At 39.2% G+C, this 24,471-nt stretch carries 20 protein-coding genes, 16 tRNA genes, 1 rRNA gene and 1 pseudogene; 28 read left to right on the forward strand and 10 right to left on the reverse strand.

The features are described from left to right. Positions 1-64 precede the first annotated feature (64 nt). The 19 genes and pseudogenes from rrf to NSQ74_RS07265 all read left to right on the forward strand — a co-directional run bounded on the left by rrf (position 65) and on the right by NSQ74_RS07265 (position 3,237). Positions 65-180: ribosomal RNA gene (gene rrf, locus NSQ74_RS07175) — 5S ribosomal RNA — on the forward strand. A gap of 18 nt (positions 181-198) precedes the next feature. Further along, positions 199-275: transfer RNA gene (locus NSQ74_RS07180), tRNA-Asn, on the forward strand. A 5-nt stretch (positions 276-280) separates the two neighbouring features. Next, a tRNA-Ser gene (locus NSQ74_RS07185) sits at positions 281-372 on the forward strand. Positions 373-396: 24 nt separating this feature from the next. Continuing rightward, positions 397-471, forward strand: a tRNA-Glu gene (locus tag NSQ74_RS07190). A gap of 20 nt (positions 472-491) precedes the next feature. Next, a tRNA-Val gene (locus NSQ74_RS07195) sits at positions 492-567 on the forward strand. Positions 568-590: 23 nt separating this feature from the next. Then, positions 591-665: transfer RNA gene (locus NSQ74_RS07200), tRNA-Met, on the forward strand. 4 nt (positions 666-669) lie between these two features. Beyond that, a tRNA-Asp gene (locus NSQ74_RS07205) sits at positions 670-745 on the forward strand. Between the two features lie 20 nt (positions 746-765). Then, positions 766-838, forward strand: a tRNA-Phe gene (locus NSQ74_RS07210). A gap of 12 nt (positions 839-850) precedes the next feature. Beyond that, a tRNA-Thr gene (locus tag NSQ74_RS07215) sits at positions 851-926 on the forward strand. Positions 927-935: 9 nt separating this feature from the next. Continuing rightward, positions 936-1,019 (forward strand) — tRNA-Tyr (locus NSQ74_RS07220). Between the two features lie 10 nt (positions 1,020-1,029). Beyond that, positions 1,030-1,103 (forward strand) — tRNA-Trp (locus tag NSQ74_RS07225). Positions 1,104-1,115: 12 nt separating this feature from the next. Further along, positions 1,116-1,191: transfer RNA gene (locus NSQ74_RS07230), tRNA-His, on the forward strand. A 36-nt stretch (positions 1,192-1,227) separates the two neighbouring features. Beyond that, positions 1,228-1,303, forward strand: a tRNA-His gene (locus NSQ74_RS07235). Positions 1,304-1,307: 4 nt separating this feature from the next. Continuing rightward, positions 1,308-1,382 (forward strand) — tRNA-Gln (locus NSQ74_RS07240). Positions 1,383-1,387: 5 nt separating this feature from the next. Next, positions 1,388-1,462: transfer RNA gene (locus NSQ74_RS07245), tRNA-Gly, on the forward strand. Positions 1,463-1,469: 7 nt separating this feature from the next. Then, a tRNA-Cys gene (locus NSQ74_RS07250) sits at positions 1,470-1,543 on the forward strand. 51 nt (positions 1,544-1,594) lie between these two features. Beyond that, a tRNA-Leu gene (locus NSQ74_RS07255) sits at positions 1,595-1,675 on the forward strand. A gap of 83 nt (positions 1,676-1,758) precedes the next feature. Continuing rightward, positions 1,759-1,944 (forward strand): annotated as a pseudogene (locus NSQ74_RS07260) (VOC family protein); the annotation flags it as partial. Positions 1,945-2,148: 204 nt separating this feature from the next. After that, a complete protein-coding gene (locus NSQ74_RS07265; protein WP_340822388.1) occupies positions 2,149-3,237 on the forward strand; it encodes an S-layer homology domain-containing protein in 1,089 nt (362 codons plus the stop codon). A gap of 37 nt (positions 3,238-3,274) precedes the next feature. On the opposite strand, the gene NSQ74_RS07270 is transcribed toward NSQ74_RS07265, so the two are convergent. Next, entirely contained in the window at positions 3,275-4,018 is a 744-nt protein-coding gene (locus NSQ74_RS07270; protein WP_340822390.1) for an arylamine N-acetyltransferase family protein, read from the reverse strand. Positions 4,019-4,214: 196 nt separating this feature from the next. Between NSQ74_RS07270 and nagB the strand changes: the two genes are divergently transcribed. Both nagB and NSQ74_RS07280 read left to right on the forward strand, forming a co-directional pair. Further along, entirely contained in the window at positions 4,215-4,928 is a 714-nt protein-coding gene (gene nagB, locus NSQ74_RS07275) for a glucosamine-6-phosphate deaminase (protein ID WP_340826423.1), read from the forward strand. Positions 4,929-5,029: 101 nt separating this feature from the next. Continuing rightward, complete coding sequence (locus tag NSQ74_RS07280) at positions 5,030-5,932, forward strand: S66 peptidase family protein (protein WP_340822391.1); 903 nt, start codon at positions 5,030-5,032, stop codon at positions 5,930-5,932. A gap of 200 nt (positions 5,933-6,132) precedes the next feature. On the opposite strand, the gene NSQ74_RS07285 is transcribed toward NSQ74_RS07280, so the two are convergent. The 3 genes from NSQ74_RS07285 to NSQ74_RS07295 form a co-directional block, all read right to left on the reverse strand. Beyond that, entirely contained in the window at positions 6,133-7,710 is a 1,578-nt protein-coding gene (locus NSQ74_RS07285; protein WP_340822393.1) for a catalase, read from the reverse strand. A 277-nt stretch (positions 7,711-7,987) separates the two neighbouring features. Beyond that, entirely contained in the window at positions 7,988-8,497 is a 510-nt protein-coding gene (locus NSQ74_RS07290; RefSeq protein WP_340822395.1) for a hypothetical protein, read from the reverse strand. Positions 8,498-8,511: 14 nt separating this feature from the next. Then, the gene (locus NSQ74_RS07295; protein WP_340822396.1) at positions 8,512-9,201 is read right to left on the reverse strand and encodes a B3/B4 domain-containing protein; all 690 of its coding nucleotides are present in this window, start codon (positions 9,199-9,201) and stop codon (positions 8,512-8,514) included. A 59-nt stretch (positions 9,202-9,260) separates the two neighbouring features. Between NSQ74_RS07295 and queG the strand changes: the two genes are divergently transcribed. Beyond that, the gene (gene queG / locus NSQ74_RS07300; protein WP_340822397.1) at positions 9,261-10,391 is read left to right on the forward strand and encodes a tRNA epoxyqueuosine(34) reductase QueG; all 1,131 of its coding nucleotides are present in this window, start codon (positions 9,261-9,263) and stop codon (positions 10,389-10,391) included. Between the two features lie 14 nt (positions 10,392-10,405). Beyond that, the gene (trmL, locus tag NSQ74_RS07305; RefSeq protein ID WP_340822398.1) at positions 10,406-10,879 is read left to right on the forward strand and encodes a tRNA (uridine(34)/cytosine(34)/5-carboxymethylaminomethyluridine(34)-2'-O)-methyltransferase TrmL; all 474 of its coding nucleotides are present in this window, start codon (positions 10,406-10,408) and stop codon (positions 10,877-10,879) included. A 229-nt stretch (positions 10,880-11,108) separates the two neighbouring features. On the opposite strand, the gene NSQ74_RS07310 is transcribed toward trmL, so the two are convergent. Both NSQ74_RS07310 and NSQ74_RS07315 read right to left on the reverse strand, forming a co-directional pair. After that, on the reverse strand, positions 11,109-12,143 hold the full coding sequence (locus tag NSQ74_RS07310) for an LLM class flavin-dependent oxidoreductase (RefSeq protein WP_340822399.1): 1,035 nt from the start codon (positions 12,141-12,143) through the stop codon (positions 11,109-11,111). 12 nt (positions 12,144-12,155) lie between these two features. Beyond that, positions 12,156-13,001 (reverse strand): VOC family protein, encoded by an 846-nt coding sequence (locus tag NSQ74_RS07315; RefSeq protein WP_340822400.1) that lies wholly within the window; start codon positions 12,999-13,001, stop codon positions 12,156-12,158. A gap of 419 nt (positions 13,002-13,420) precedes the next feature. On the opposite strand from NSQ74_RS07315, the gene NSQ74_RS07320 reads away from it, so the two are divergent. Continuing rightward, positions 13,421-13,591, forward strand: a complete 171-nt coding sequence (locus NSQ74_RS07320; RefSeq protein WP_173479841.1) for a hypothetical protein — start codon at positions 13,421-13,423, stop codon at positions 13,589-13,591. Positions 13,592-14,106: 515 nt separating this feature from the next. Continuing rightward, complete coding sequence (locus tag NSQ74_RS07325; protein WP_340822401.1) at positions 14,107-14,937, forward strand: aldo/keto reductase; 831 nt, start codon at positions 14,107-14,109, stop codon at positions 14,935-14,937. Between the two features lie 50 nt (positions 14,938-14,987). Here the strand turns inward: NSQ74_RS07325 and NSQ74_RS07330 are convergent, their stop codons facing one another. The 3 genes from NSQ74_RS07330 to NSQ74_RS07340 form a co-directional block, all read right to left on the reverse strand. Beyond that, positions 14,988-17,162, reverse strand: coding sequence for a 5'-nucleotidase C-terminal domain-containing protein (locus tag NSQ74_RS07330; RefSeq protein ID WP_340822402.1), 2,175 nt, complete (start codon positions 17,160-17,162; stop codon positions 14,988-14,990). A gap of 288 nt (positions 17,163-17,450) precedes the next feature. Further along, positions 17,451-18,287 carry an RluA family pseudouridine synthase gene (locus tag NSQ74_RS07335; protein WP_340822404.1) on the reverse strand — a complete coding sequence of 279 codons (837 nt, stop codon included), beginning with the start codon at positions 18,285-18,287 and terminating at the stop codon, positions 17,451-17,453. A gap of 248 nt (positions 18,288-18,535) precedes the next feature. Continuing rightward, complete coding sequence (locus NSQ74_RS07340) at positions 18,536-18,961, reverse strand: disulfide oxidoreductase (RefSeq protein WP_340822405.1); 426 nt, start codon at positions 18,959-18,961, stop codon at positions 18,536-18,538. A 235-nt stretch (positions 18,962-19,196) separates the two neighbouring features. On the opposite strand from NSQ74_RS07340, the gene NSQ74_RS07345 reads away from it, so the two are divergent. Next, positions 19,197-20,312: a GAF domain-containing sensor histidine kinase gene (locus tag NSQ74_RS07345; RefSeq protein ID WP_340822406.1), complete on the forward strand. Its 1,116-nt coding sequence runs from the start codon at positions 19,197-19,199 to the stop codon at positions 20,310-20,312. A 13-nt stretch (positions 20,313-20,325) separates the two neighbouring features. Then, positions 20,326-20,973 (forward strand): response regulator transcription factor, encoded by a 648-nt coding sequence (locus tag NSQ74_RS07350; protein WP_340822407.1) that lies wholly within the window; start codon positions 20,326-20,328, stop codon positions 20,971-20,973. A gap of 971 nt (positions 20,974-21,944) precedes the next feature. On the opposite strand, the gene NSQ74_RS07355 is transcribed toward NSQ74_RS07350, so the two are convergent. Next, positions 21,945-23,066 carry a response regulator gene (locus NSQ74_RS07355; RefSeq protein ID WP_340822408.1) on the reverse strand — a complete coding sequence of 374 codons (1,122 nt, stop codon included), beginning with the start codon at positions 23,064-23,066 and terminating at the stop codon, positions 21,945-21,947. Between the two features lie 410 nt (positions 23,067-23,476). Here NSQ74_RS07355 and NSQ74_RS07360 point away from each other — a divergent pair, with 410 nt between their 5' ends. After that, positions 23,477-24,403, forward strand: a complete 927-nt coding sequence (locus NSQ74_RS07360) for a helix-turn-helix transcriptional regulator (protein WP_340822409.1) — start codon at positions 23,477-23,479, stop codon at positions 24,401-24,403. Positions 24,404-24,471: the final 68 nt, after the last annotated feature.

A 24,471-nucleotide genomic window follows, 5' to 3' on the forward strand; every position in this document is an offset into this window, starting at 1 on the left:
AAGCTTTGAAAAAAGCTTGCATTTATAACATTTTATGTTATAATGAATCTTGTCTTTTAAATAGTCTAGTGATGATGGCAAAGAGGTCACACCCGTTCCCATACCGAACACGGAAGTTAAGCTCTTTAGCGCCGATGGTAGTTGGGGGCTTCCCCCTGTGAGAGTAGGACGTCGCTAGGCTATACATAATAACATTATTCCGAAGTAGCTCAGTTGGTAGTAGCACCTGACTGTTAATCAGGTTGTCGCAGGTTCGAGTCCTGCCTTCGGAGCCATTCTTGGAGAGTTGTCCGAGTGGCCGAAGGAGCACGATTGGAAATCGTGTAGGCGGTTAACACTGTCTCAAGGGTTCAAATCCCTTACTCTCCGCCAGCACTTTACGATTCCAATTAGTAAGGCCCCTTGGTCAAGCGGTTAAGACACCGCCCTTTCACGGCGGTAACACGGGTTCGAATCCCGTAGGGGTCACCATTTATAACGAATACCCAGATGGAGGATTAGCTCAGCTGGGAGAGCATCTGCCTTACAAGCAGAGGGTCGGCGGTTCGAGCCCGTCATCCTCCACCATTTTTAAAATCAAATAGTATTGTCGCGGGGTGGAGCAGTGGTAGCTCGTCGGGCTCATAACCCGAAGGTCACAGGTTCAAATCCTGTCTCCGCAACCAAAATGGTCCCGTGGTGTAGCGGTTAACATGCCTGCCTGTCACGCAGGAGATCGCCGGTTCGATCCCGGTCGGGACCGCCATTTTTTCAAAATAATAATATGGGTCAGTAGCTCAGTTGGTAGAGCATTAGATTGAAGCTCTAAGTGTCGGCGGTTCGATTCCGTCCTGACCCATCAGGTTTTTTTGCCGGTTTAGCTCAGCAGGTAGAGCAACTGACTTGTAATCAGTAGGTCGTGGGTTCGATTCCTATAGCCGGCACCATGTTTTCCCGGAGGGGTAGCGAAGTGGCTAAACGCGGCGGACTGTAAATCCGCTCCTTAGGGTTCGGCGGTTCGAATCCGTCCCCCTCCACCAGTTTTTTTATAGGGGCATAGTTTAACGGTAGAATAGAGGTCTCCAAAACCTTTGATGTGGGTTCGATTCCTACTGCCCCTGCCAATTAATTTTATGGCGGTTGTGGCGAAGTGGTTAACGCACCGGATTGTGGTTCCGGCATTCGTGGGTTCGATTCCCATCAGTCGCCCCATTTAATATAAAATTAACGTAAAACTATAAAGCAGTGGCGGTTGTGGCGAAGTGGTTAACGCACCGGATTGTGGTTCCGGCATTCGTGGGTTCGATTCCCATCAGTCGCCCCATTGTTGGGGTATAGCCAAGCGGTAAGGCAACGGATTTTGATTCCGTCATGCCCTGGTTCGAATCCAGGTACCCCAGCCATTTATGCGGAAGTAGTTCAGTGGTAGAACACCACCTTGCCAAGGTGGGGGTCGCGAGTTCGAACCTCGTCTTCCGCTCCAATAATATGGCGGCATAGCCAAGTGGTAAGGCACAGGTCTGCAACACCTTTATCACCGGTTCAAATCCGGTTGCCGCCTCCATATTTTTTACTTAATCGGATACTCCGATTTTTTTTATCTCTAAAGTATTATGCCGGTGTGGCGGAATTGGCAGACGCGCACGACTCAAAATCGTGTTCCTTTGGAGTGTCGGTTCGACCCCGACCACCGGTATCCAAAGTAAATTTAAAAGACTTCAACAACTCTGTTGAGGTCTTTTTTTTATATTCTGAAACAGTACAAGGTAAAAAAGCATCGATTATCCACATGGAGTACGCGTGCAAATTGAAGTAGATTCAATTGATGACGCTATTGCAAAAGCTATGGAGGAGGGAGCTATTATTGTCCGAGAAAAAATGGAATTTGATGAATTTTATCTTGCGTATTTAGTAGACCCTACTGGACTAGGTTTTGGTTTAATTCAAAATAAGAAAAATGAATAAACTTTAACGCCTCTGCAAAGTCTTGCAGAGGTTTTTTATTTTACAAGAGCTATAACTCTATTAGAAGTGTAAGCACATTTTCAAACGGGTATGGAATACTTAGATACTAATGCAAGAAAACTATTAAAAATGTCTTTTTAGTTAATATTTATTTTACTTGATGAATAGGATAACAAGGATGGGAGTAAATATAGGGGGAATAGGATGAAGAAAATAAGTAGGATGTTGATTGTAGTTATGATTTTTGGGTTATTACAGATTCAGCCGGTATATGCAGCTAGTTTTAAAGATGTGTCATCTGACAATACGTTAAATACGGAAATAGATTATTTAGTTGAACGTGGGATTATTAAAGGGTATCCTAATGGCACTTTTAAACCGAATGAATATGTAACAAGAGCTCAAGTAGCTGTCATGTTAACTCGTGCGTTAGGATTGAAAACGACGAATGTGAAAAATCCGAAGTATCAAGATGTCCCGACATCACATGTCTACTATAAAGAAATCGCTGCTACACAAAATGCTGGCATATTCGAGGCAACAAAGAAATTTAATCCGAATGGGACGCTATCGAGAGCAGATATGGCCATTGTTTTACAACGTGCTTTTAAATTAAAGGGAACGAGCCCTTATTATTTTACGGATGTTACGGAGAAAACACCAGGTTATAAGGAAATATTAGCGGTAGCGAACAATAATATTACGAGCGGTTATCAGGATGGTACATTTAAACCTAAATTGCCATTAACACGTGCACATTTTTCAGCATTTGTTGCTCGTGCCATGACCCTTTCAAAGCCAAATTTACAAAAGGATCCTGCAAATAAATACACCTATGCATTTTACTCACCAGATGATGGCCTAAGATATACATTAAATTATCAATACAGCCATAATGATAATAAAAACGATGTTTGGTCAATTGCTAATATGACCAATAATAAGCAGTTTAATGATGAGTTATTATATTATGATGGCTCAGTATATGCTCAAGCAATTGCTCAAGAATATAGCTCACATTACGACTTCTATATAGGGCTTCCTCTAAGAATTGGCGTAATTGTTCACGAAGACGATGAAGGTCCAGTTAACGGTAATCGTATAACTGTTCAAACGACGGATGGAACGGTTCGAGCAGGTGGTGTTAACTATAAAAATGTAGCTGTACTAGAAGAAAGTTTTAAATATATTGATGTAGTGAAAACCTATTATTTTGTAGACGGTATTGGTTTAGTCAAGGAACTTCACAATGGCGAAGTAGTATATGAGTTGCTAAAACGAACAGCAAATTAGAAGCGTAAAGGGATGCATTCCAACAATGCATCCTTTTTTAAGTGATCGATATATGAAAATAACGTTCAAGAGCTTGCTGCCACTCTTGCTCAGTATGTGTTGTATAAGTTGTTAAAGATTGCCCTTCATATATACGAAATTCATTATTGAACATAGTATGTCGTCCAGAAGGAGTGCGAATCATTGCGATTTTATTTTTTTGGTGTGAAAGCCGTGGGGCAAAATTGGCATCGTTATCGTTATCTGTGAAGTTGTAAAGTAGACGCCAATTGTGTGGTGTTTGCTCATAAAGCATCCAGCCGTACGTGTCATCCCATTCAATTTTGTATAGCTCATTACCTTCTCGATGTTCGTGGTGAGCAATTAACGGCACTGGTTTACATGGGGCTAGTGCACCTACACCAACGTCAGAGATATAAGGTACACCGTCAAATTGGACGAGAAGTAGCTGATGCATAGGGACATCTTCAAGTGGTGTATTCGCATCCATATTGCGCCAAAATTGTGCATAGCGATTTGTGACAGAAAAACCGAGCTCACGGAGTAACCAGCTATATAAAATATTTAGTTCAAAGCAATTGCCTCCGCGTCGTTGAACAATGATTTTTTGAAAAAGATCAGGAATAGCAAAGGAGATGCCGCGTTTCAAGGCAACGTCTAAATTTTCATAGGGTATTGTATGTAGATGTTTTGTTTGTAATTGACCAAGTAGCTTGATAGACGGCTCTATAGATCCTTGAAATTGAAGATAATTTAAATATTGTTGTATTTGAGAATTCATAAAATCGCCTCACTTCCTTACTAATTAACATAACCGAAATAGCAAAAGAATACACGTAAAAAATAGATAAAGAAAATAATAGAAATACAGCTAAATAACTTGTAGAATTAATATATTCACTACTAGATAGTAATGAATTTCCCATTTTTAGTTAAAAATAACGATTCTAAAGGTAGGTATATAAATGACGAATGAAATAAAGTGGATAGAAGTAAATTCTTACGAAGAAATGAGTGAGGTAGCTGCACATATTTTTACTGAGCAACTACAAGCAAAACCAGCAAGCATTTTAGGACTAGCAACAGGTGGTTCACCAGTCGGCATGTATAAAGAATTAGTTAAGCGTCAACAAGCTGGTGATATTTCCTTTAAGGAAGTTACAACATTTAATCTTGATGAATATGTAGGTTTAGAACAAACTAGCCCTGCAAGCTATTGGACGTTTATGCATGAGAATTTATTTAATCATGTAGATATCAATGAGGAAAATATACATTTACCAAATGGTAAGGCGGAGGATTTAGCCGCTGAATGTGTAGCATATGATGCTCGAATTGCGGAAGCTGGTGGTATTGATTTACAGCTGCTTGGTATTGGGGTAAATGGACATATTGGCTTTAATGAGCCTGGTACGTCATTTGATTCGCTTACAAACATTGTCGAACTTACAGAATCAACGCGAACTGAAAATGCTATTTATTTTGATCGTCCAGAGGAAGTACCTACGCATGCTATTACAATGGGTATCCAATCTATTATGAATGCGAAGGCAATTGTTCTCATTGCATTTGGAGAAAAGAAGCTAGAAGCTATTGAAAAGTTACGAGGCGGGGAAGTAACAGAAACGTTCCCAGCTAGCAGATTATTAAATCATCCTAATGTTACTGTTATTTACGGTGGTACAAAATAAAAAATTAAGGCGTAGACTTCATTTTGCAGTCTACGCTTTTTTATTTTAGTCTGATAAATGATGCATATGCTAGAATTAGAGATAGAATTGGAGGGGGTAGTGTGATAAGTACAGTCGCACATTTAGAAAAAGGCGATACGGTTGGTGTTGTATGTTTGTCCAGTCTTGAGGAGCCAGAAAAATTAGGAGATGCATTAGCTTTTCTAGATGAGTTAGGCCTCCGCTATAAAATAGGGGACACGATTACGGCGAAGCATGACTACTTAGCAGGTAGTGATGAAGTGAGACTTGCAGACTTTCATGCAATGGTTCGAGACCCTGAGGTGAAGGCAATTTTTTGTGTAAAAGGTGGATATGGCTCTGCGCGAATTGCTAGTAAAATTGATTATGAGCTACTAGCAGAAAACCCAAAAATTTTCTGGGGCTTCTCTGATCTTACATATTTGCATTGTGCAATTAATGAATATGCAAATATAGTGACCTTCCATGGACCTTTGCTAATGGCTACAGATAAAATGGATGATTTATCGAAAAAGATGTTTTTACAGTTGTTTACTCCGATGGAAATACAGTATACTGAGGCTATTTCGCCGTTAACAACGATTGCACCTGGGATAGCACGTGGACCAATTATAGGCGGTAATTTACGTCGCTTAGTCAGCACCTTGGGCACAAAATTTGAAGTCCATACTGAAGGTAGAATTTTAGTGATAGAAGACATTGCAGAAACGATTCCACGGATTGATTCTATGTTACAGCAGTTAAAGCAAGCAAGAAAGCTAGAACAATTAGCAGGTGTAGTTATTGGTTCATTTACGCAAACAGAAGCAAGTGATGATGCTCTTCTAACGTTAATGAAAGAGTATTTTAGCGATTTAGGAATACCTGTCGTAGCAGGTTTTAAAATCGGGCATGAAACAACGAATATTGCTATTCCATTAGGGGTCGATGCAATTTTAGATGCACAGGAAAAAACGCTTCGTCTTTTACCAGGTGTTCATTAAATTGTTTGAGTGCCTGGCACTAGTTTAAAAAAAAGAAAAATCCACTTTGCTTTTCTCGGGCACAAAGTAAGAACGCAACCCTCGCTAAAGCGAGGCTTGTTGCAACTTACGTTTTGTACATTCCCGAAAGGAGTATAAGTGGATTTTTATTTTATTGTTATCTGAAAATTAAAAATTGTTTGAGTGCCTGTCACTTTTTTTTAATATGGTTCGGCATCATGTCCTTTTTCGATAGCCTCTTTAGGTGCGTTATCACCGTCAATATTACCGAGAGGTTTTGCAGAGGATGCATTGGTTTGTGCCATTTGTAAACCTTCATTTAATAAGCGACCATATTCTTCATCTGCCTCTGAAGCTAATGCAATCATTGCCTCTTGAATCGCCATATTACAAGTCGATAAATCTCTAATCAAGTTTTCCAGCAGTTCATCGCGTTCCCATTGCTCAAAATTACGATAGGTTTCACCTGCTTGCTTCGTATTGCTTTGGCGATCAATGGATTCTCGAACAAGATTCCCTTCAATAAATGGTGTGTATTCCTTCGCTGTTTGAGCGGCTTCTTTTAAACCATTTAACATTGATGGCTCGTAGTTGATATGTGGATTTTGTCCAGGTGCTAAATCTCGTTTATACAGCATTTGCCCACCGTTTTGGTTGGTCGCTACACGTTTCTTAGGTGCATTGATAGGAAGTTGTAAATAGTTGGCACCAACTCGGTGACGTTGCGTATCAGAATAAGAGAAAGTACGTCCTTGGAGCATTTTATCGTCGGAGAAATCTAAACCATCAACGAGGACACCTGTTCCGAAAGTAGCTTGTTCCACCTCAGCAAAATAGTCTTCTGGGTTTTTATTTAACACCATTTTTCCTACTGGATACCATGGGAACTTGTCGTTTGGCCAAAGTTTCGTATCATCTAGTGGGTCAAAATCAAGCTCGGGATGAGGACCATCCTCCATAATTTGCACGTTTAACTCCCATTCAGGATATTCGCCACGTTCAATAGCATCGTATAAATCTTGTGTTGCATGGTTGAAATTTTTTTGTTGGATTTCTTCTGCTTCTTTTTGTGTTAAGTTTTTAATGCCTTGTAATGGCTCCCAGTGGTACTTAACAAGTACACCTTTGCCTTCACTATTAACCCATTTATACGTATTGACACCTGAGCCTTGCATCATTCGATAATTAGCTGGAATACCCCAAGGTGAATAAACAAAGGTTACCATATGGAAGGATTCGGGAGAACTTGCGCAGAAATCGAAGAAGCGCTCGACATCTTGAATATTTGTAATTGGATCGGGCTTAAAAGCATGTATCATATCAGGAAATTTCATAGCATCGCGAATAAAGAAGATTTTTAAATTATTTCCAACTAAATCCCAGTTTCCATCTTCCGTATAAAACTTTACAGCAAAGCCTCGTGGATCTCGTAAAGTTTCTGGAGAATGCCCTCCGTGGATAACTGTAGAGAAGCGGACGAATACGGGTGTTTGTTTGCCTTTTTCTTGAAACACTTTTGCTCTTGTATAGTTAGAAATAGGGTCATTGCCGACAACTCCGTATGTTTCAAAGTAGCCATGTGCACCTGCTCCACGAGCATGTACGACACGTTCAGGAACTCTCTCACGGTCAAAGTGACTTATTTTTTCAAGGAAATCGTAATTTTCAAGCGTCGCTGGTCCTCGATTTCCGACAGTTCGTAAATTTTGATTGTTTGTAATAGGGTGGCCTTGGCGATTTGTTAATGTATCATCTTTTTCTTCATGAGAATGGTTCATACCTATTGCTCCTTCCAATTGTACTAAATAAAGTTTGTCCAATTGATTGGCAAAATAGACATAAAAAAACTCTCCTACACACAAGGTGCAAGAGAGTTTTCGGATGGCGTTTTGAAATCATTATATGCTCGAGTTTTGTTATGCCTTTGCCAATGGTTGGTTATAGGTCATCGGTCATAAAGTAACAGGTCACATGTTATTGGTTTATTCTAGTTGTCTACCTAAGTAGTTTTGAAAACAGCCATCCGACTCGGTTTGGAGTCTCACCGCCCCGAGCTTAGAAATAGCGAGAATCGTCAAATTGTATTTCAACGCTGTAGTTTTTGGCATTAATTAAATTAGAGAGCTTATGTGCTTCTTTCTCAAGTTGAAGAGAACGCTCCCGGTATACATCCGGTTCGTACATAGCAATATCATAAAGCATTGTACCTTCACCATAACCCATGCGTACACTTTCTTTCTCATGTGTGCCAAAATGTTTACATAGCTCAGCTTCCGCGCGAAGCTGTGAAGCCAATTCTATGGCCTCTACAAGTGCGAGCTTCTCACCCTTAAAGTCTACTGTATTATTTATATTCGCCTCATAGACAAGACGATCTAATGTCCGTATATCAAGACGTACTTGAGCCAGCTCACCTTCAACAACAGTCATTGGACGATTGCTCGTTTTAGGAGTTTGTCCTTTTTCAACAGTCACAAAGGCACTACGATGTAACTCACTAATAAGTTCCTGAACCTTTTTAGCTAAAATGCTTTTAAGTTTAACTGCTTCTGCAAGATTAATCATGAAAACACGTCCTTTTATAGAGTAGTAGATGGTGTTGTATTCGTTAAAAGGGCAATTTGATAGTCTCCGCCATGAATTTGATTGAACATTTTACCGGCAGACGCAAGAAGCTTTTGGGCATCTTCAGTTGAAAGGGAAGGACGAAGATAGAAAATATGTAAAGCTTCAGTCGTCGCCTCGGAGACTGCCGTACGTTTTGAATCGACGAACGGTGAACCAAATGGTCCCTCCTCATCACGACTACAAAGTATATGATTTAACGTATTAAAGCGTCCATTTAAGCCTTCATAGCCGGTTTCTTCATTGCCAAGTGCAATTTCTACGTTACCTTTAAGATGAGCTAGATCATAGATGCCAACTGGAATTTCATATTGAAGGGAGAAAAAATTATTTACATCCACACCTGAATGAAACGGTGTTAAATAATTTTGCTTACTAACTCTGCGCATGAGGCTTTCGGTCGAGTGACGATAACGGTTCGGATCTGCGCCAAGCTTTTTCCAAAGTTGTCGCCATTCTGCAATGCCTTTACGTTCAGTTACAGGTTGTTCCTGCATTTCTAAATAGAGATTTTCCTGATACAATTGCAAGCGACCTTTAATCATTTGGGGCGATTCTGCTACGACAATTTTGGTATAATGAATAATGCCGATTTTCAGCTCTGGAAGTTGCGTTAACAACGATGGATTAAGTGATACTTCCATAAAAAATCACCTACTTTATTTATTTTAATTATTATATCATGTAAGGAGTTGGAAATAAAATGAACATACATGACCTGCAACGAGAATTTGTGGCGTATGCAATGTCCATTGGCGTTGATAAAATAGGTTTCACAACGGCAGCTCCCTTTACAGAATTAAAGAATAGACTGCGTCGTCAACAGGAGCTTGGTTTCCAATCAGGTTTTGAAGAGAGCAATATTGAAAAACGAACGGAACCGCTTCAATTGTTAGACAGTGCAGAAAGTATTGTTGCTATAGCCGTCGCATATCCTTCACGGATGAAAGATGCTCCTATTGGTAAAAAGGGGGCACGACGGGGCATATTTTGCAGAGCATCTTGGGGCGTCGATTATCATACTGCATTACGAGAGCGCTTGGCATTACTAGCAGCTTGGCTAGAAGAACGAGTGCCCAATGTGCGCATTGAGTCAATGGTAGATACAGGTGCACTTGTTGATAGGGCCGTAGCAGAGCGTGCAGGTATTGGCTGGAGCGGGAAAAACTGCTCAATTATTACACCGGAGTTTGGCTCATATGTATATTTAGGAGAACTAGTGACAAATATCCCGTTTGCGCCCGATAAGCCAATGGAGGATGAATGCGGTGATTGCCGTTTATGCTTGGATGTTTGTCCAACAGGTGCATTAATCGAAGGTGGGCAGCTAAATTCACAGCGTTGCATAGCCTTTTTAACACAAACAAAAGGGTATCTTCCAGACGAATTCCGCTCACATCTAGGGAACCGCTTATATGGCTGCGATACTTGCCAAACAGTTTGTCCAAAAAATAAAGGGAAAATCAATTGGATACATGAGGAATTCAAGCCTGATCCAGAGCTTGCAAAGCCATTACTAACACCCCTTTTAACAATTTCCAATCGGGAGTTCAAAGATAAGTTTGGACATGTTTCTGGCTCATGGCGCGGTAAAAAGCCAATTCAACGCAATGCCATTTTAGCATTAGCCCATTTTAAAGAGGAAGCGGCAGTACCTGATTTAATTGGGCTTCTAGAAAAAGATGAACGACCAGTTATTCGAGGAACGGCTGCTTGGGCATTAGGCAAGATTGGCGGGGAGCTAGCAGAAATAGCGTTACTTGCTGCAAAGAAAAAGGAACAAGACGAGGAAGTACTCGTTGAGATAAACAAAGGATTACAATTTTTTAGCTAAGGAAGTGTTTCGTTATGCCATTGCATATCGTTTTATATCAACCAGAAATTCCAGCAAATACAGGGAATATTGCACGTACTTGTGCTGGTACTAATACCTCACTACATTTAATTCGTCCACTTGGTTTTTCGACGGATGATAAAATGCTAAAACGTGCTGGCTTGGATTACTGGCATAGTGTCAACGTGGTGTACCACGATTCACTTGAGGATTTTTTAGAAGCATCTAAAAAAGGTGACGTGTATTTAATTGAAACATATAGTGAAGAACCGTTTACTACACATGATTTTAGTGATAAGGATCGGGATATCTACTTTATGTTTGGAAAAGAAACGACAGGTTTGCCTAAAGATTTTGCCTATGAACGCAAAGATATGTGCCTACGAATTCCGCAAAGTGAACATGTACGTTCATTAAATTTATCAAATACTGCTGCGATTGTTATTTACGAGGCTTTACGACAACAGGGCTACCCAGGTTTACACTAAGAAATGAGAAAAAGTGTTAGATTGACTGTATCAATCTAACACTTTTTTGCTTCAGCAGAGTGCACAAGTTGGTGGTAGCAAAGGCGGCGACTCCTGCGGGAACGCACAAGCAAAGTAAGACGTAACAAACCGCGCGTTAGCGAGGGTTGCGTACGGTGTGCCCGCAGAAAGTATCCGCCATAGCGGACATCAACGATAGCAAAAATGACGAACTTCTTTGCTAATTAAATTACTCTTTTAGTGCTTTATTGACCGCTGGCATAATTTGAGTTCCTAGCAGCTCAATGGATTTAGCTACTTGTTTAAATGGTACTGCACCAATATCGAGCTGTGCCATAAAGCGGGAATGACCAAATATTTCATGCTGCATTAATATCTTTTCAATGATTTCATTCGGGCTACCAACAAATAGCGCATTGTGGCCAGCCGTCATACCGTCAAAACCTTCTTTAGATAAATGATAACGCATGCCGCGCTGTGCATTTACATAATGCCAATAATTTGAGTAATACGGATAAAATTCTTCCTTAGCCTGCACTAAGCTTTCGGCAAAGTAAGCGTGACCGGATACCGTGATTTTCGCTTTATTCATATCATGTCCTGCTGTGTGCAATGCTTCACGATACACATCAACTAAATGCTTAAAGCGGCTTGGATCTCCACCTAAAATTGCTAAGTTTAAGCCAACTCCATAGCGTCCCGCGCGAATAGCACTTTCTGGTGTTCCACCAACTCCAACATGAATAGGAATTTCACGACTAGCACGTGGTGCAATTTCAGCATTTTGAAGCGGTTTGCGATAATGTCCACTCCAAGTTACACGCTCTTCTTTGTTTAATTTTAAAAGTAATGCTAAGTTTTCCTCAAAGAGTGCATCATAATTATCCACATCATAGCCGAACAGCGGGAAAGATTCGATAAAGGCTCCTCGTCCAACGGCAATTTCAGCTCGACCATTTGATAATAAATCGAGTGTTGCGAAATCTTCGTATAAGCGTACTGGATCAACCGTACTAAGCACAGTTGTCGTACTCATTAAATGAATATTTTTTGTTCGCTGTGATAGCGCTGATAATACAACGGGTACGGCTGAAATGGCATAATCTAAACGATGATGCTCTCCAACACCAAATACTTGAAGACCTGCTTCATCAGCAAGTTGCCCATATTGCATAACTTCATCTAGTCGTTCCTTAACACTTGGCATATAGCCATTCACTGGATTTTTCCCGATATCTGCTAATGTATATACACCAAATTCCATAAGATAGCCTCCTTAAAATTTTAGTAAAATAGCATTACCAGCAGGATCCACTGTTTGGAAACCGCCATTAATATCAATAACAGACGCTCCAATTTGGCGTAAGTTTGCTTTTATTTTATTTGCCTGCACTTCATTATCCAAACGAAGCGAATATGATTTTAGACCAATCTGATTATCTCCAAGCTTTGGAGCACCTTCAGAATACCATGTATTTAAGCCGATATGATGATGATAGCGTCCAGTAGATATAAATAATGCTTGCTCGCCATAGCGTGTGACAATGTCAAAGCCTAAGCCTTTCGTATAAAACTCCTCAGCAGCAGCTAAGTTGGATACAGATAAATGAATATGCCCCATTACCGTGTTGGCAGGAAGACCTTCCCATGAACCATTAGCTTCTACTAATATTGCAGGAATATTAAGCGGCTCAGTTACCATATGCACTTGGTCGTTTTGCCAAGTCCAGTCATTTTCAGGACGATCTACATAAATTTCAATACCATTTTCGTCTGGATCGCGTAAATAAAGTGCTTCACTTACATCGTGATCAGATGCGCCAAAGTACACACTTGATTGACGGAAATGAGTAATTATATTTGCTAAATCACGACGTGTTGGTAACAGTAATGCAAAGTGATAAAGTCCACTTGTAGTACGCGTTTTTTGTTCGACCGATTCCGGTTGAACAATAGTTAGCAATGCTGTTTTACCATCAGCAGTTAGGGTAGCTCGATTAGATTCCTGTTGTAAAATTTTAAAGCCAATAATTTCTTTATAGTATGTTAGTGAGCGTTGTAAATCACTTACTTTAATTTCAACATTAGTAACATATGTGTTCGGTTTTTCATGAAAATGCATAGAAGAAAACCTCCAATTTCCAGTTATTATTAATCATCAAGTTACTTTATGTAAGTAAGTATATTTAATAAAGTAGTAGAAGTCAAGTAATTATGAAGCCGAAAAAAAAGAAGTAACCGCAATGGCTACTTCTAAAAAATAAGAAAATCACTAAGTATCATACTTAGTGATTTTCTTGAGCATTATTTGTCCGCTTTGTAGTCGCCTTCGTACCCAGCAGTGAAAATAGCAGCTAAGAAAGCAACAGTTACACCAATAATTAATAATAACTTCATGGAAGAACCCTCCTCATGTTTATAAGCAAATCTCTTTTTAGTATAGCCTATCTATTATAAAAATGAAACGTCCTTGCTAAATAAAATATGTCAGAAATGGTTCAGACTTTAATATTTCGGGAAAACTATTATAGAGGTGATAAAATGGAAAAAAAGGTTCCGAATATAGAAAACGGCACAATGGCGAGAAATTTTAAAGAGTTACAAGATCTAGGTAAACAAATGGAGCATCTCCGTGATGGTCAAGAACTTGCCGAGGATGACCGTATTGCAGACCCGATCCAGGTAGATGAAGAACCCGAAGACAAACAATAGGAAAGCCTCACGCAAAGCAGGCGTGAGAATAGGGAGTGGATTCCGCGGAGCAGGGCGAGAATTCCGCGGAGCAAGGCGAGGATTCCGCGAAGCAAGGAGTGGATTCCGCGGAGCAAGGTGAGGATTCCGCGGAGCAGGGAGTGGATTCCGCGGAGCAGGGAGTGGATTCCGCGGAAAAGAGGTAGAATTCCGCGAAGCAAGGCGAGAATTCCGCGAAGCAGGGGAAGGATTCCGCGGAGCAGAGGAAGGATTCCGCGGAGCAGAGGTAGAATTCCGCGAAGCAAGGTGAGGATTCCGCGGAGCAGGGAGTGGATTCCGCGAAGCAGAGGTAGAATTCCGCGAAGCAAGGAGAGAATTCCGCGGAGCAGAGGAAGGATTCCGCAAAGCAGGGCGAGAATACCGCGGAGCAAGGCGAGGATTCCGCGAAGTAGGGCAAAATACCCGCGCAAGAAAAACATTATTTTTAATCCAATTTTTTGTATAATGAAACTAGGAAAAGAAAGGGGCTGATGTTTTTGAATTTACAATCAACAAAAACGTTAACAAATGGTATTGAGATGCCTCGCTTTGGTCTAGGCGTATACAAAATGACAGAACGTGATGAAACGTTACATGCTATTGATAAGGCGTTGAAAGTGGGCTATCGTGCGATTGATACTGCTTCGTTATATGGTAATGAGGCAGAGGTGGGTGAGGCAATTCGCCACTCAGGCATTAAACGCGAGGATATTTTTGTGACAACAAAGGTTTGGAATACTGACCAAGGATATGATGCGACGCTACGTGCTTTTGAAGTATCATTGAAAAAATTAAATATGGATTATTTAGATTTATATTTAACGCATTGGGTAGTGCCTGAAACATATGAGGAAACATACAGAGCGATTGAACGTTTGTATGATGAAAAGTTACTACGAGCAACAGGTGTGTCAAACCATCATGAACATCACCTGCAAAAACTATTATCAAAAGCTAATATCGCGCCAATGGTCAATCAGGTAGAATTGCACCCTTACTTACAACAAGATGCATTAAAGGCATTTTGTGCAGAGCATGGAATTGCTGTTACAGCATGGTCGCCGTTAGGGCGCGGAGGGGTGCTGGATAATCCAACAATTCTTGAAATTGCACAAGAGCTAGGGAAGTCAGCTGCACAAGTAGTGCTTCGTTGGCATTTGCAAAAGGATACGCTGATTATTCCAAAATCAGTAACACCAAGTCGTATTGAGGAAAATGCACAAATATACGATTTTGAATTAACGCAAGCACAGATGGATAAAATGGCAACGTTAAATCGTAATCAACGTTTTGGTCAAGATCCAGATAATTTTAAATTTAATTTTTAACCATAGAAAATCCCGCTATCAAACTTGTTGAAGCGGGATTTTGTGTAGTATTATTTAGATTCTTTTACATAAGGAATGTAGTTTGAAAGCATTTTTGCCATATGTGCACGTGTAGCATTGTTATTAGGCATGAATTTGCCATTTGAACCGCTAGCAATTTTTAAATCTTGCATAAGTGCGATAGCGTTTTGTGTTTCTTCATTGTATTTAGAAATATCGCTGAAATCAGCAGTTAATCCAGTTTTTGCATCATGCTGTAAGTTATAAGCACGTGCAAACATTAAAGCAAGTTGAGAACGAGTTACTTTTGCTGTAGGATTGAATTTGCCATTTTGACCTTGTACAATGCCTGCTTCTGCAAGTGCAGTAATCTCTTTTTGTGTCGCTGCTTCTAAACTAGTAATATCTGAGAATGTTGCTTCACCTTTAGCTTCAAGTTTTAATACACGAGCAATAAATGATGCAGCTTGTGCACGAGTTAAGTTAGCATTTGGTGAATATGTTGTTGCAGATGTACCTTGAGTTAAATCACGGTAGTAAAGATCACGAACGTAACCTTCAGTTTCAGAGCCTTTTGCAATATCAGTAAATGGAATTGTAGCGATAATGCGACCTTCCACTTTAGCGTCTACTTTTTTAAGTGTGTTTAAATGATCGATGAACATTTCAAAGTCAACTGTACCAGGTTCACTTACACGACCATCTGCGTAAGCTTTTGCTAGTGTTTCATAGCCGTCGCCACCTTTAGCAGTGAATGTGTTTGTTGCACCTTTATAGTAAGCTGCTTTATCAAGCTCTTTACCATTTAATTTAATAGATTTAACGCGTTTACCAGCTGGTGCTTTACCATCAAATTCTACTTGTAGACCAGAGAAATGTAAGAAGCCACCTGATTCTTTCGGGAATTCTTTAACACTATGTTCAGCAATTTCATATAGTTCAGCACCAGTTAATTTTACGATACCAAGTGCATTACCGAAAGGCATTACTGTCATTACTTCACCAACAGTGATATCTCCTGCGTCAATGCTAGCGCGGATACCGCCACCGTTTTGGAAAGCAAATTGTACTTCTGGATCGATTTTTTTAGCACCAGCAAGCATACCGTCTGTAATAACGTTACCTAGATTCGTTTCACCAGCACGAACACCCCAAAGTCCACGTTTACCATCAAGAACTGACACAGCTGTATTGCCTGTTGATTGTTGTTTAACTGCTTCGATTTTTGCACTATATGGTGCTAATAATTTAGCTGCTTCAGCGTCTGCTGCTACAGGATTTTCTTTATCATTTAAAGCATGTAATTGGCCGAAGTATTCAACAACAGCACCGTTATCGTCGAAAGTTAGATCAAGCTCACCTAAGTTTTCGCTGTATTGACCAGTTTGTACGATAATTGTTGGGTTTTTGAATGATGTTTCTGCTTTCACAGCTTTATCTAATTTCGTATGTGTATGACCACCAACGATTACATCGATACCTTCTACTGCTGCTGCAAGTAATTGGTCATTATCGAAGTCTTTAGAGTCATCAAAGCCAATGTGTGTAAGTGCAATAATTTTATTTACGCCTTGTTTTTCAAAATCTGCTACTGCTTTTTTCGCAGAGTCGATGTAGTTAGCAAATTGTACGTTTGCAACACTTGAAATTGAAGGTGTTTCTTCAGTTGTTAAGCCGAAAATACCAACTTTTTCTCCATCTATATCTTTAATAATACCGTTATAGATTTTGCCATTTTGGAAATCTTCTGCTACTGTTTTGAATTGTAAGCCATCAAATAATGAATCCTTTGAGAAATCTAGGTTCCCGCCTAGTAATGGGAATTCTGCACCTTTAACAAAATTTGCAAGAGCAGCATGTCCTTCTGGGCTTGACCCTAAATCGAACTCATGGTTACCAAATGTCATAGCATCATAGCCCATTAAGTTCATTAACTTCATATCAACTTCTCCAGTGAATTGATTGAAGTATAGAGTACCAGAGAATACGTCCCCTGCATCTAATAGTAATGAGTTTGCATTAGCAGCACGTAGTTCTTTAATTTTTGTAGCTCGTTGTGGTGCTGCCTCTACGTGTGCATGTGTGTCATTAGAGTGCAAAATTGTTAAATTAAAGCCCTCTTTAGTAGTTGTTGGTGCTGATTCAGCCGCATGTGCAGCAAATCCAGGTGTAGCTAGTAAACTTGCAACTAGAGTTGTTGCCGCAATACTTTTAACCCATCTCATAATAATGATTTCCTCCCTCATTTATATGTCAGATGACTGACAATTTACTCTATTCTAACATGAAAGAAATCTATCGTCATTACCAATATTGGAAAATCAATATTAAAATTATTGTAAAAAATAGATGAAGAAAATACGAATTCGTAAATTTATACTTTAAATAGTAGAAAAACCAAAAAACGGATTCTATTAAAACGGCTCATAATCAATAAATCTATCAAAAAGTGATATTTTCCATAAAAAAAAGTACAAACCATGACTTTGGTCTGTACTAATGCTTTGTGCCTATTATTTATCTTTTACTATAATTAATTTATTTAAAAATGGGTGTTCGAATTCTAATTGAATGGCATGTAGTTCATAATCATCGCTAGCTGTTTCGCGCGCGCCATACATCGTATCTCCGATAATAGGATGCCCGATATGTGCCATGTGTACACGAATTTGGTGTGTACGGCCTGTTTCTAAAACAAGGTGGACAACACAAGAATGTTTATAGCGTGCAACAACTTCATAGTGTGTTACAGCATGTTGACCTGTGTTTGATACGACGCGTCGTGTTGGGTGATGGCGGTCTTTACCAATAGATTCAGCGATAGTCCCCGATGTAGTACGAAGATTTCCTTGCACCTCTGCAGCGTACGTACGAATAATTGTTTTTTCTTCAATCATACGATCAAAAATTGATTTTGCCAGTGGATGCTTTGCAATTAAAAGTAAACCTTCTGTCCCTTTATCAAGGCGATGAACATGCTCTGCATAGTCTCGACCTTGCTCTTTCATATGTGCCATTACATGATTCATACAAGTGTGAGTATCGCGGTCATCATTAGGATGAGTAGACATGCCCTTTGGTTTAGAAACAATTAAACAGTGATCATCCTCATACACAACATCAATCGCACAAACAGGTGTCGGCTTATAGCTAGAGGCAGGGATAGGAAATGAAAATTTAATGATTGTTCCTGCTGGAAGTGGCTCCTTCCATAGTAGTGGCTCTCCATCAAGTGAAGTGACTGCCTTTTCCATACGTAATTCATGAACTAACTTTTTCCCTAGTCGCCAATGATTACGTAGTAGCTCCTCGACCGTTGTATTATTGTCTTTTATTTCATATTGAAACATCTATTTTCCTCCGTGGAATGAGGGCTATCAAAACACCCTTGCTCATTTTTTTAGCATCTTTTTTAAAAGATTTAGTACAAAAAAATCCGCTCTCTTTCTGTAAAAGGACGATTCACAAGATACCAGATGTTAAAGCCACTGGATAATCTGGCTGGCTTGAATCGCTATCTCACAGGCATATCGCGAATTTTTTGTCGGATATTATGTTGTAAACCAAAAAACGTACTTATCGTTCTTGTTACATTATTTTATTTTGCAGTTTTTAACGATTTGATTAAATAGAAGCTTGCGCCTGCAATTAAAATAAACGCTGTTAATGCTAAAAACGGGATTGTAATGAAACCAAGCCAGTTTATGTATTGACCGGTGCAAGATACGGCACCACAAGAAGGAGCAGAAGCAGCTAAGAAGCTTAGTTTCTGAATTCCATAATGATAAAGTGATACAGAGCCACCTATAACGGCGAATACTGCCGTTGTTACAACTATACGTGGATTTTTTTGAATAAGGGCAATAGTGGTCATTATTGCTATTGGATACATAAAAATACGTTGAATCCAACACATTTTACAAGGCTCGTAGTGACGAATCTCAGAAAAGTATAGTGAGCCTAGTGTTGCAACGACAGAGACAATCCAAATAAACAATAAGGTATTTTCCTCTTTTTTTGACATATAAAAACTCCCTTTATATTAACGATGTACTTGTTACGATTATATGTGTTTTGAATTTAGAAGTAAAATGTTTCAATTATTGAGTTTTTCTATTGCTCCCTAGTCAGTACGTTCAAACAATTACTTATAAAAAACAATGGAAATTCAGTCTAAAGTATGAACGGCTCAGGCAGACACCTTTGACTTGGAAATGTTATCATTAAACTAAGTAATGCCAATAAAAAGAGGTGTTTTTGTGAGAGAGAACGAGCACTCCAATATTAGTATCTTAAAAGAAATTGCTGAGTTACTGAATGAAGAAACAGAAATAATCACTACCTTAAAAGGCGCGCTTGTGAAGTTTTTAAATGGTACAAATTTTGAAACGGGCTGGATATTTTTTATTGATGAAAAAGGACGATCAGAGCTTGTTGTCCATGAAAATTTACCAGAGGCACTCGAACATAAAAATTGCCACTATTTAAAAAAGGGAGGCTGCTGGTGTGTATCCCGTTATCGCAATGAAGAATTAAAAAAAGCTTCTAATATTATTGAATGTCAAAGGATCGAAAGTGCAATTGCTGCAAATGTTGGCGATCACGAAGGAATTACACATCATGCAACGGTCCCTCTGCAATCAGGTCAGGAACGATTTGGTGTTTTGAATGTAGCATCGAAGAATACGGTGCGTTTTTCAGAGGAAGAGCTAGCATTACTGGAATCGGTTGCCTTTCAAATGGGCTCTGCCATTAAGCGTATATTATTGACAAAGCAGGAGCAGGAAATGGCACTAGTGAAGGAGCGCAATCGTCTGGCGCGGGACTTACATGATTCTGTTAATCAGCTTCTTTTCTCCGTAACATTAACGGCGAGGGCTGGCATTGAGATGAGTAACGACACTGAGGTAAAGGAAACATTTAAGGAGATACAGCATTTAACGCAAGATGCTTTAACAGAAATGCGTGCACTCATTTGGCAACTACGACCAAAAGGTTTAGAGAATGGACTGTTAGAAGCGATAAAAGTGTATGCTGAAATGCTCGGATTAAAGCTTCATGTAACTGTATCTGGTGTTTTACAATTTCCATCTCGTATAGAAGAAACACTGTTTCGTGTAGCACAGGAGGCGCTTAATAATGTGCGTCGCCATGCTGGTGTGCTTGAAGCGGCACTTTATATTACGGTAACAGCTACTGATATATTATTAGTCATTCGTGATGAGGGACGAGGCTTCGTAATTGATCATAATACAAAGCTCCTATCGATAGGCTTACAATCGATAAAAGACCGAGCTAAATCGGTGGGGGGTACAGCTGACTGGGTAAGCGAAATTGGCAAGGGAACGGAGCTGCTAATCCGCCTGCCATATTGAGGGGGGAGTAAAAATGATTCGTGTACTAATTGCAGATGATCATCATGTAGTCCGACGAGGATTATTATTTTTTTTAAAGACACAGAAAGATATTGAGGTTGTGGGGGAAGCGAAAAATGGTGTGGAAGCAGTCGCGCTAGCTGAAAGCATACAGCCAGATATTATATTAATGGATTTAGTCATGCCTGAAATGGATGGTATTCAAGCAACGAAGCGCATAAAGTCTAAGTTTCCGCACATCGAAATTTTAATGTTAACAAGCTTCTCTGATCGAGATCATGTTGTGCCAGCGATGGAAGCTGGAGCAGCGGGATATCAGCTAAAGGATATTGAACCAGATGAGCTAGTATCATCGATTCGACGCATTATGCAGGGTGAACATACATTACACCCAGAAGCGACGTCAACACTTGAGATGGATCGTCAAGAATCAGAAAATGCACTACATGTGTTAAATCCGCTAACTCCACGTGAGCAAGACGTACTTGCAGAGCTTACAAAGGGAAAAAGTAACCGAGAAATTGCATCATCATTATTTGTTACTGAAAAAACAGTAAAAACACATATTTCCAATATATTTACGAAGCTACAAGTACAAGATCGGACACAAGCAGCACTCTATGCAGTAAAGCATGGATTGACAGAAGGCAGCGGCCAGTAGGCAATAAATAAACGTGTCCATGACAAAACTTTAAAATTTTAAAAAGATAAACAAACGTGTTAGTTTATCCGCTATGTAAAATGAATGAAAACTTAGCTATTCTTTCTTTTGTATTTAATAAAATATTAGAAGATAGCACTTTTTGGTAGCGTAGGCGGTGACTCCTGCGGGAACAGCACGCAGCGTAAGACGCAACAAACCGCGCGTTACCGAGGGTTGCGGTATACGTTGTGCCCGCGGAAAGCAACCGCCGTAGCGGACAACAACGGCATAGCTAAAAAGTGGTAGATTGTTTGGAATCAGCAATTCTTTCTTTGGTAAGAATAAGAAATTAGCAGCGTGTACTAGTTGTTGGTAGCGAAGGCGGTGACTCCTGCGGGAACGCACGCAACGTAAGACGCAACAAACCGCGCGTTAGCGAGGGTTGTGGCTTACGTGTGTGCCCGCGGAAAGCAACCGCCGTAGCGGACAACAACGGCATAGCTAAAAAGTGGTAGATTGTTTGGAATCAGCAATTCTTTCTTTGGCAAGAATAAGAAATTAGCAGCGTGTACTAGTTGTTGGTAGCGAAGGCGGTGACTCCTGCGGGAACGCACGCAACGTAAGACGCAACAAACCGCAAGTTAGCGAGGGTTGTGGCTTACGTGTGTGCCCGCGGAAAGCAACCGCCGTAGCGGACAATAACGGCATAGCTAAAAAGTGGTAGATTGTTTGGAATCAGCAATTCTTTCTTTTGCAAGAATAAGAAATTAGCAGCGTGTACTAGTTGTTGGTAGCGAAGGCGGTGACTCCTGCGGGAACGCACGCAACGTAAGACGCAACAAACCGCGCGTTAGCGAGGGTTGTGGCTTACGTGTGTGCCCGCGGAAAGCAACCGCCGTAGCGGACAACAACGGCATAACATAAAAAGTGTTAGATTGATTGCAGTCAATCTAACACTTTTTCTCTTTTGTCGCCTCTTTCCATATAAATTATTGATTATGACTAAATAATTTGTTAGACATTTCTAGTAAAGTAGAACTTGGAGTGAGTGCTAAGTCTTCTTTTAGTTTTTGCTCATAAGTTAAAAAAATAATGTATGCCTGTGTATGCAACCCTGCCTCGATTAACAGTTGTAAATATTGTTCAAGCTTATGTTCATTATAAGGATCAAACTCTAATAAACGATTGAGATAGTCAATAGCTTTTTCCGTTTCGGTTCCAATGCTTGTTTGAAACCCTTTCTCTAATAACTCTATGTATGATTTAGTAAGCTTATCTCTATCTGAGGTAGCCCATTCATAATCATCAAATATGAGTAAGCCGTCCTTATAAATAGCAAGACATTGATTGATTAATGAAATCGGAGGAAAATCAGACTTCTTAAAATCACTAAAACAATCTTGGAATTCGTACAAATCACACAAAATATTAGGTTTTTCAAAAATATAATATTTGTTAGAAAATATTATACAGTTGGCATAGCCCATATTGTTTAATGTTTTTCTTAAATAAGATAGTGCTGTATGAAGATTAGATTTAGCACGAACATAATCTAAATTAGGCCAAAGAATTTCGATTAAAACATCCCGATGAATAGGCATGTTAGGGTGCAATATAAAATAAGCAAATAATTCTTTTGTTTTCTCAGTTTTGAAGGAAACGAGACTATTGTTGCTATAGGTAGCAAATTGATTAAAGCATTGGACGTTTAAAATCGTATTTGAAGTTTGTTGTACCAACTGTTGCATAGAAAATTCATGTTCAATACGTGATACTGTTTTTTCTAAGCGTGCTTGGCTAATCGGTTTAAGTAAATAATCAAGTCCTCCAATTTCATATGCTTGGATTGCAAATTCTGAATACGAAGTTATAAATATAACAATTACATGTGGGCGATTGCTTTTTATAATATCAGCTACTTCAAGTCCATTCAGTTCATCAAGCTTTATTTCTAAAAATATTACTTCAAATTCCAGTGATGGAAGGCTATTTAAGAATAGTTTTACACTAGTGAAGGTTTGGGTAACCTCTATTTGTTGAAAGTTTTGTAGCTTATTTTGAAAATAGTGTAAAGCTAGAGGTTCATTGTCTATTAAAACGGCTCGAATCACATCAAAATCTCCTTTATACAATTAAATTGAAAACCATTAAACTCTAGTACATTGTTTTTGAAAAGGTCTCCCCATTATATAGAGGATAAAAGTTTTTTATGTAGTGTTAAGAGAATTGAAATAATTGTATAAGCGTTTATTATTAAACTATTTTGAAAAAAGAAAGTATCGATAGTTAAGCTAGAAAATTGACTGAAGGGATTTAAAGTTTCTTATTTTCTTATTTTGTAAAACATTCTAATGAATGTATTATGTAATAGCCGTTATTATAGTACATTTGACTTAAAGAAAACTCAAAAGGTACTTAAAAAATACTTAAAAATAATAGGATATAAGTAATTGAAAATTACTTTGTTGTGGAAAAGTAGTGTGTGTTTTAAAAATATGTACAAAGTTGAGGGATTAGACAAATGAAATTAGATCGTTTACTAACGATGACAATGATTTTAATTAATCGTAAAAAAGTAAAGGCTCAAGAATTGGCAGAGTTATTTGACGTATCAGTTCGCACAATTTATCGCGATGTTGAAACCCTTAGCTGTGCAGGGGTACCAGTTGTGAGTCAGCAAGGGGTAAACGGAGGGATTAGTTTAATTGATGGTTATAGAATGGATAAGCAAATTTTAACGAAGGAGGAACTAACCTCACTGTCAATTGCTCTTAAAAGTGCCTTAACATCATATGAGGATGCTCACGCCACAGCTGTTTTAGAAAAACTAACAGGGATAGCAGATGAAAAAGTGAAAAAATCTATTGATCATTTATTTGTTGACCTAAGCCCTTGGGGACAGAATGTTATATTAAAAGAACAAATAACCCTATTAAAAAGGGCAATCGAAGATGAGCATTGTGTAAGCTTCTTGTATTCAACCGCGCATGGGATGCTTACAAAGCGCTTGATAGAGCCGCATACTTTAGTACAGAAGGGGAAAGTATGGTATATATATGGTTATTGCACATTAAGAGATGGTTTTCGGTTATTTAAAATCTCTAGAATGAAGGAAATTAAAGAAGAGTTAATATGTTTTGAACGGAAGAGCGTTCATTTAGCAGAACTGCCTTGGGATAAAGCTTGGCAGCAACCGAAAAACTTAGTGGAAATCACACTGACATTTGATGAAACTATTCGAACATTGGTGGAAGAAACATTTGGAGCAGAACATATAGATAATGAAAAATCGATCGTGCAAGTTTCATTGCCTGAAGATGAATGGCTATATGGATTTTTGCTGAGCTTTGGGAATCGAATAAAGCTTATTAATCCTCCTTATTTAGTTGATATTGTGAAAAGACGGGCACAAGAAATTGTAGCATTATATGTAGAAAACAAAGGGTGATTGGTGATTTATTACGCTCAATTGATGACATACAGTTGTCAAGTTTGCTTTGTTATAGTGAAAACAAA

The sequence above is a fragment of the Lysinibacillus sp. FSL W8-0992 genome, from assembly GCF_038008685.1.
GTDB lineage: Bacteria > Bacillota > Bacilli > Bacillales_A > Planococcaceae > Lysinibacillus.

What these genes read in the sequence shown, in the direction of transcription:
- NSQ74_RS07335 (WP_340822404.1), bottom strand. Translation starts at nt 18,287, where the DNA reads ATGTTTCAATATGAAATAAAAGACAATAATACAACGGTCGAGGAGCTA.
- NSQ74_RS07290 (WP_340822395.1), bottom strand. Translation starts at nt 8,497, where the DNA reads ATGATTAATCTTGCAGAAGCAGTTAAACTTAAAAGCATTTTAGCTAAA.
- NSQ74_RS07295 (WP_340822396.1), bottom strand. Translation starts at nt 9,201, where the DNA reads ATGGAAGTATCACTTAATCCATCGTTGTTAACGCAACTTCCAGAGCTG.
- NSQ74_RS07310 (WP_340822399.1), bottom strand. Translation starts at nt 12,143, where the DNA reads ATGGAATTTGGTGTATATACATTAGCAGATATCGGGAAAAATCCAGTG.
- NSQ74_RS07265 (WP_340822388.1), top strand. Translation starts at nt 2,149, where the DNA reads ATGAAGAAAATAAGTAGGATGTTGATTGTAGTTATGATTTTTGGGTTA.
- trmL (WP_340822398.1), top strand. Translation starts at nt 10,406, where the DNA reads ATGCCATTGCATATCGTTTTATATCAACCAGAAATTCCAGCAAATACA.
- NSQ74_RS07360 (WP_340822409.1), top strand. Translation starts at nt 23,477, where the DNA reads ATGAAATTAGATCGTTTACTAACGATGACAATGATTTTAATTAATCGT.
- NSQ74_RS07350 (WP_340822407.1), top strand. Translation starts at nt 20,326, where the DNA reads ATGATTCGTGTACTAATTGCAGATGATCATCATGTAGTCCGACGAGGA.
- NSQ74_RS07320 (WP_173479841.1), top strand. Translation starts at nt 13,421, where the DNA reads ATGGAAAAAAAGGTTCCGAATATAGAAAACGGCACAATGGCGAGAAAT.
- NSQ74_RS07285 (WP_340822393.1), bottom strand. Translation starts at nt 7,710, where the DNA reads ATGAACCATTCTCATGAAGAAAAAGATGATACATTAACAAATCGCCAA.
- queG (WP_340822397.1), top strand. Translation starts at nt 9,261, where the DNA reads ATGAACATACATGACCTGCAACGAGAATTTGTGGCGTATGCAATGTCC.
- NSQ74_RS07315 (WP_340822400.1), bottom strand. Translation starts at nt 13,001, where the DNA reads ATGCATTTTCATGAAAAACCGAACACATATGTTACTAATGTTGAAATT.
- NSQ74_RS07340 (WP_340822405.1), bottom strand. Translation starts at nt 18,961, where the DNA reads ATGTCAAAAAAAGAGGAAAATACCTTATTGTTTATTTGGATTGTCTCT.
- NSQ74_RS07270 (WP_340822390.1), bottom strand. Translation starts at nt 4,018, where the DNA reads ATGAATTCTCAAATACAACAATATTTAAATTATCTTCAATTTCAAGGA.
- NSQ74_RS07330 (WP_340822402.1), bottom strand. Translation starts at nt 17,162, where the DNA reads ATGAGATGGGTTAAAAGTATTGCGGCAACAACTCTAGTTGCAAGTTTA.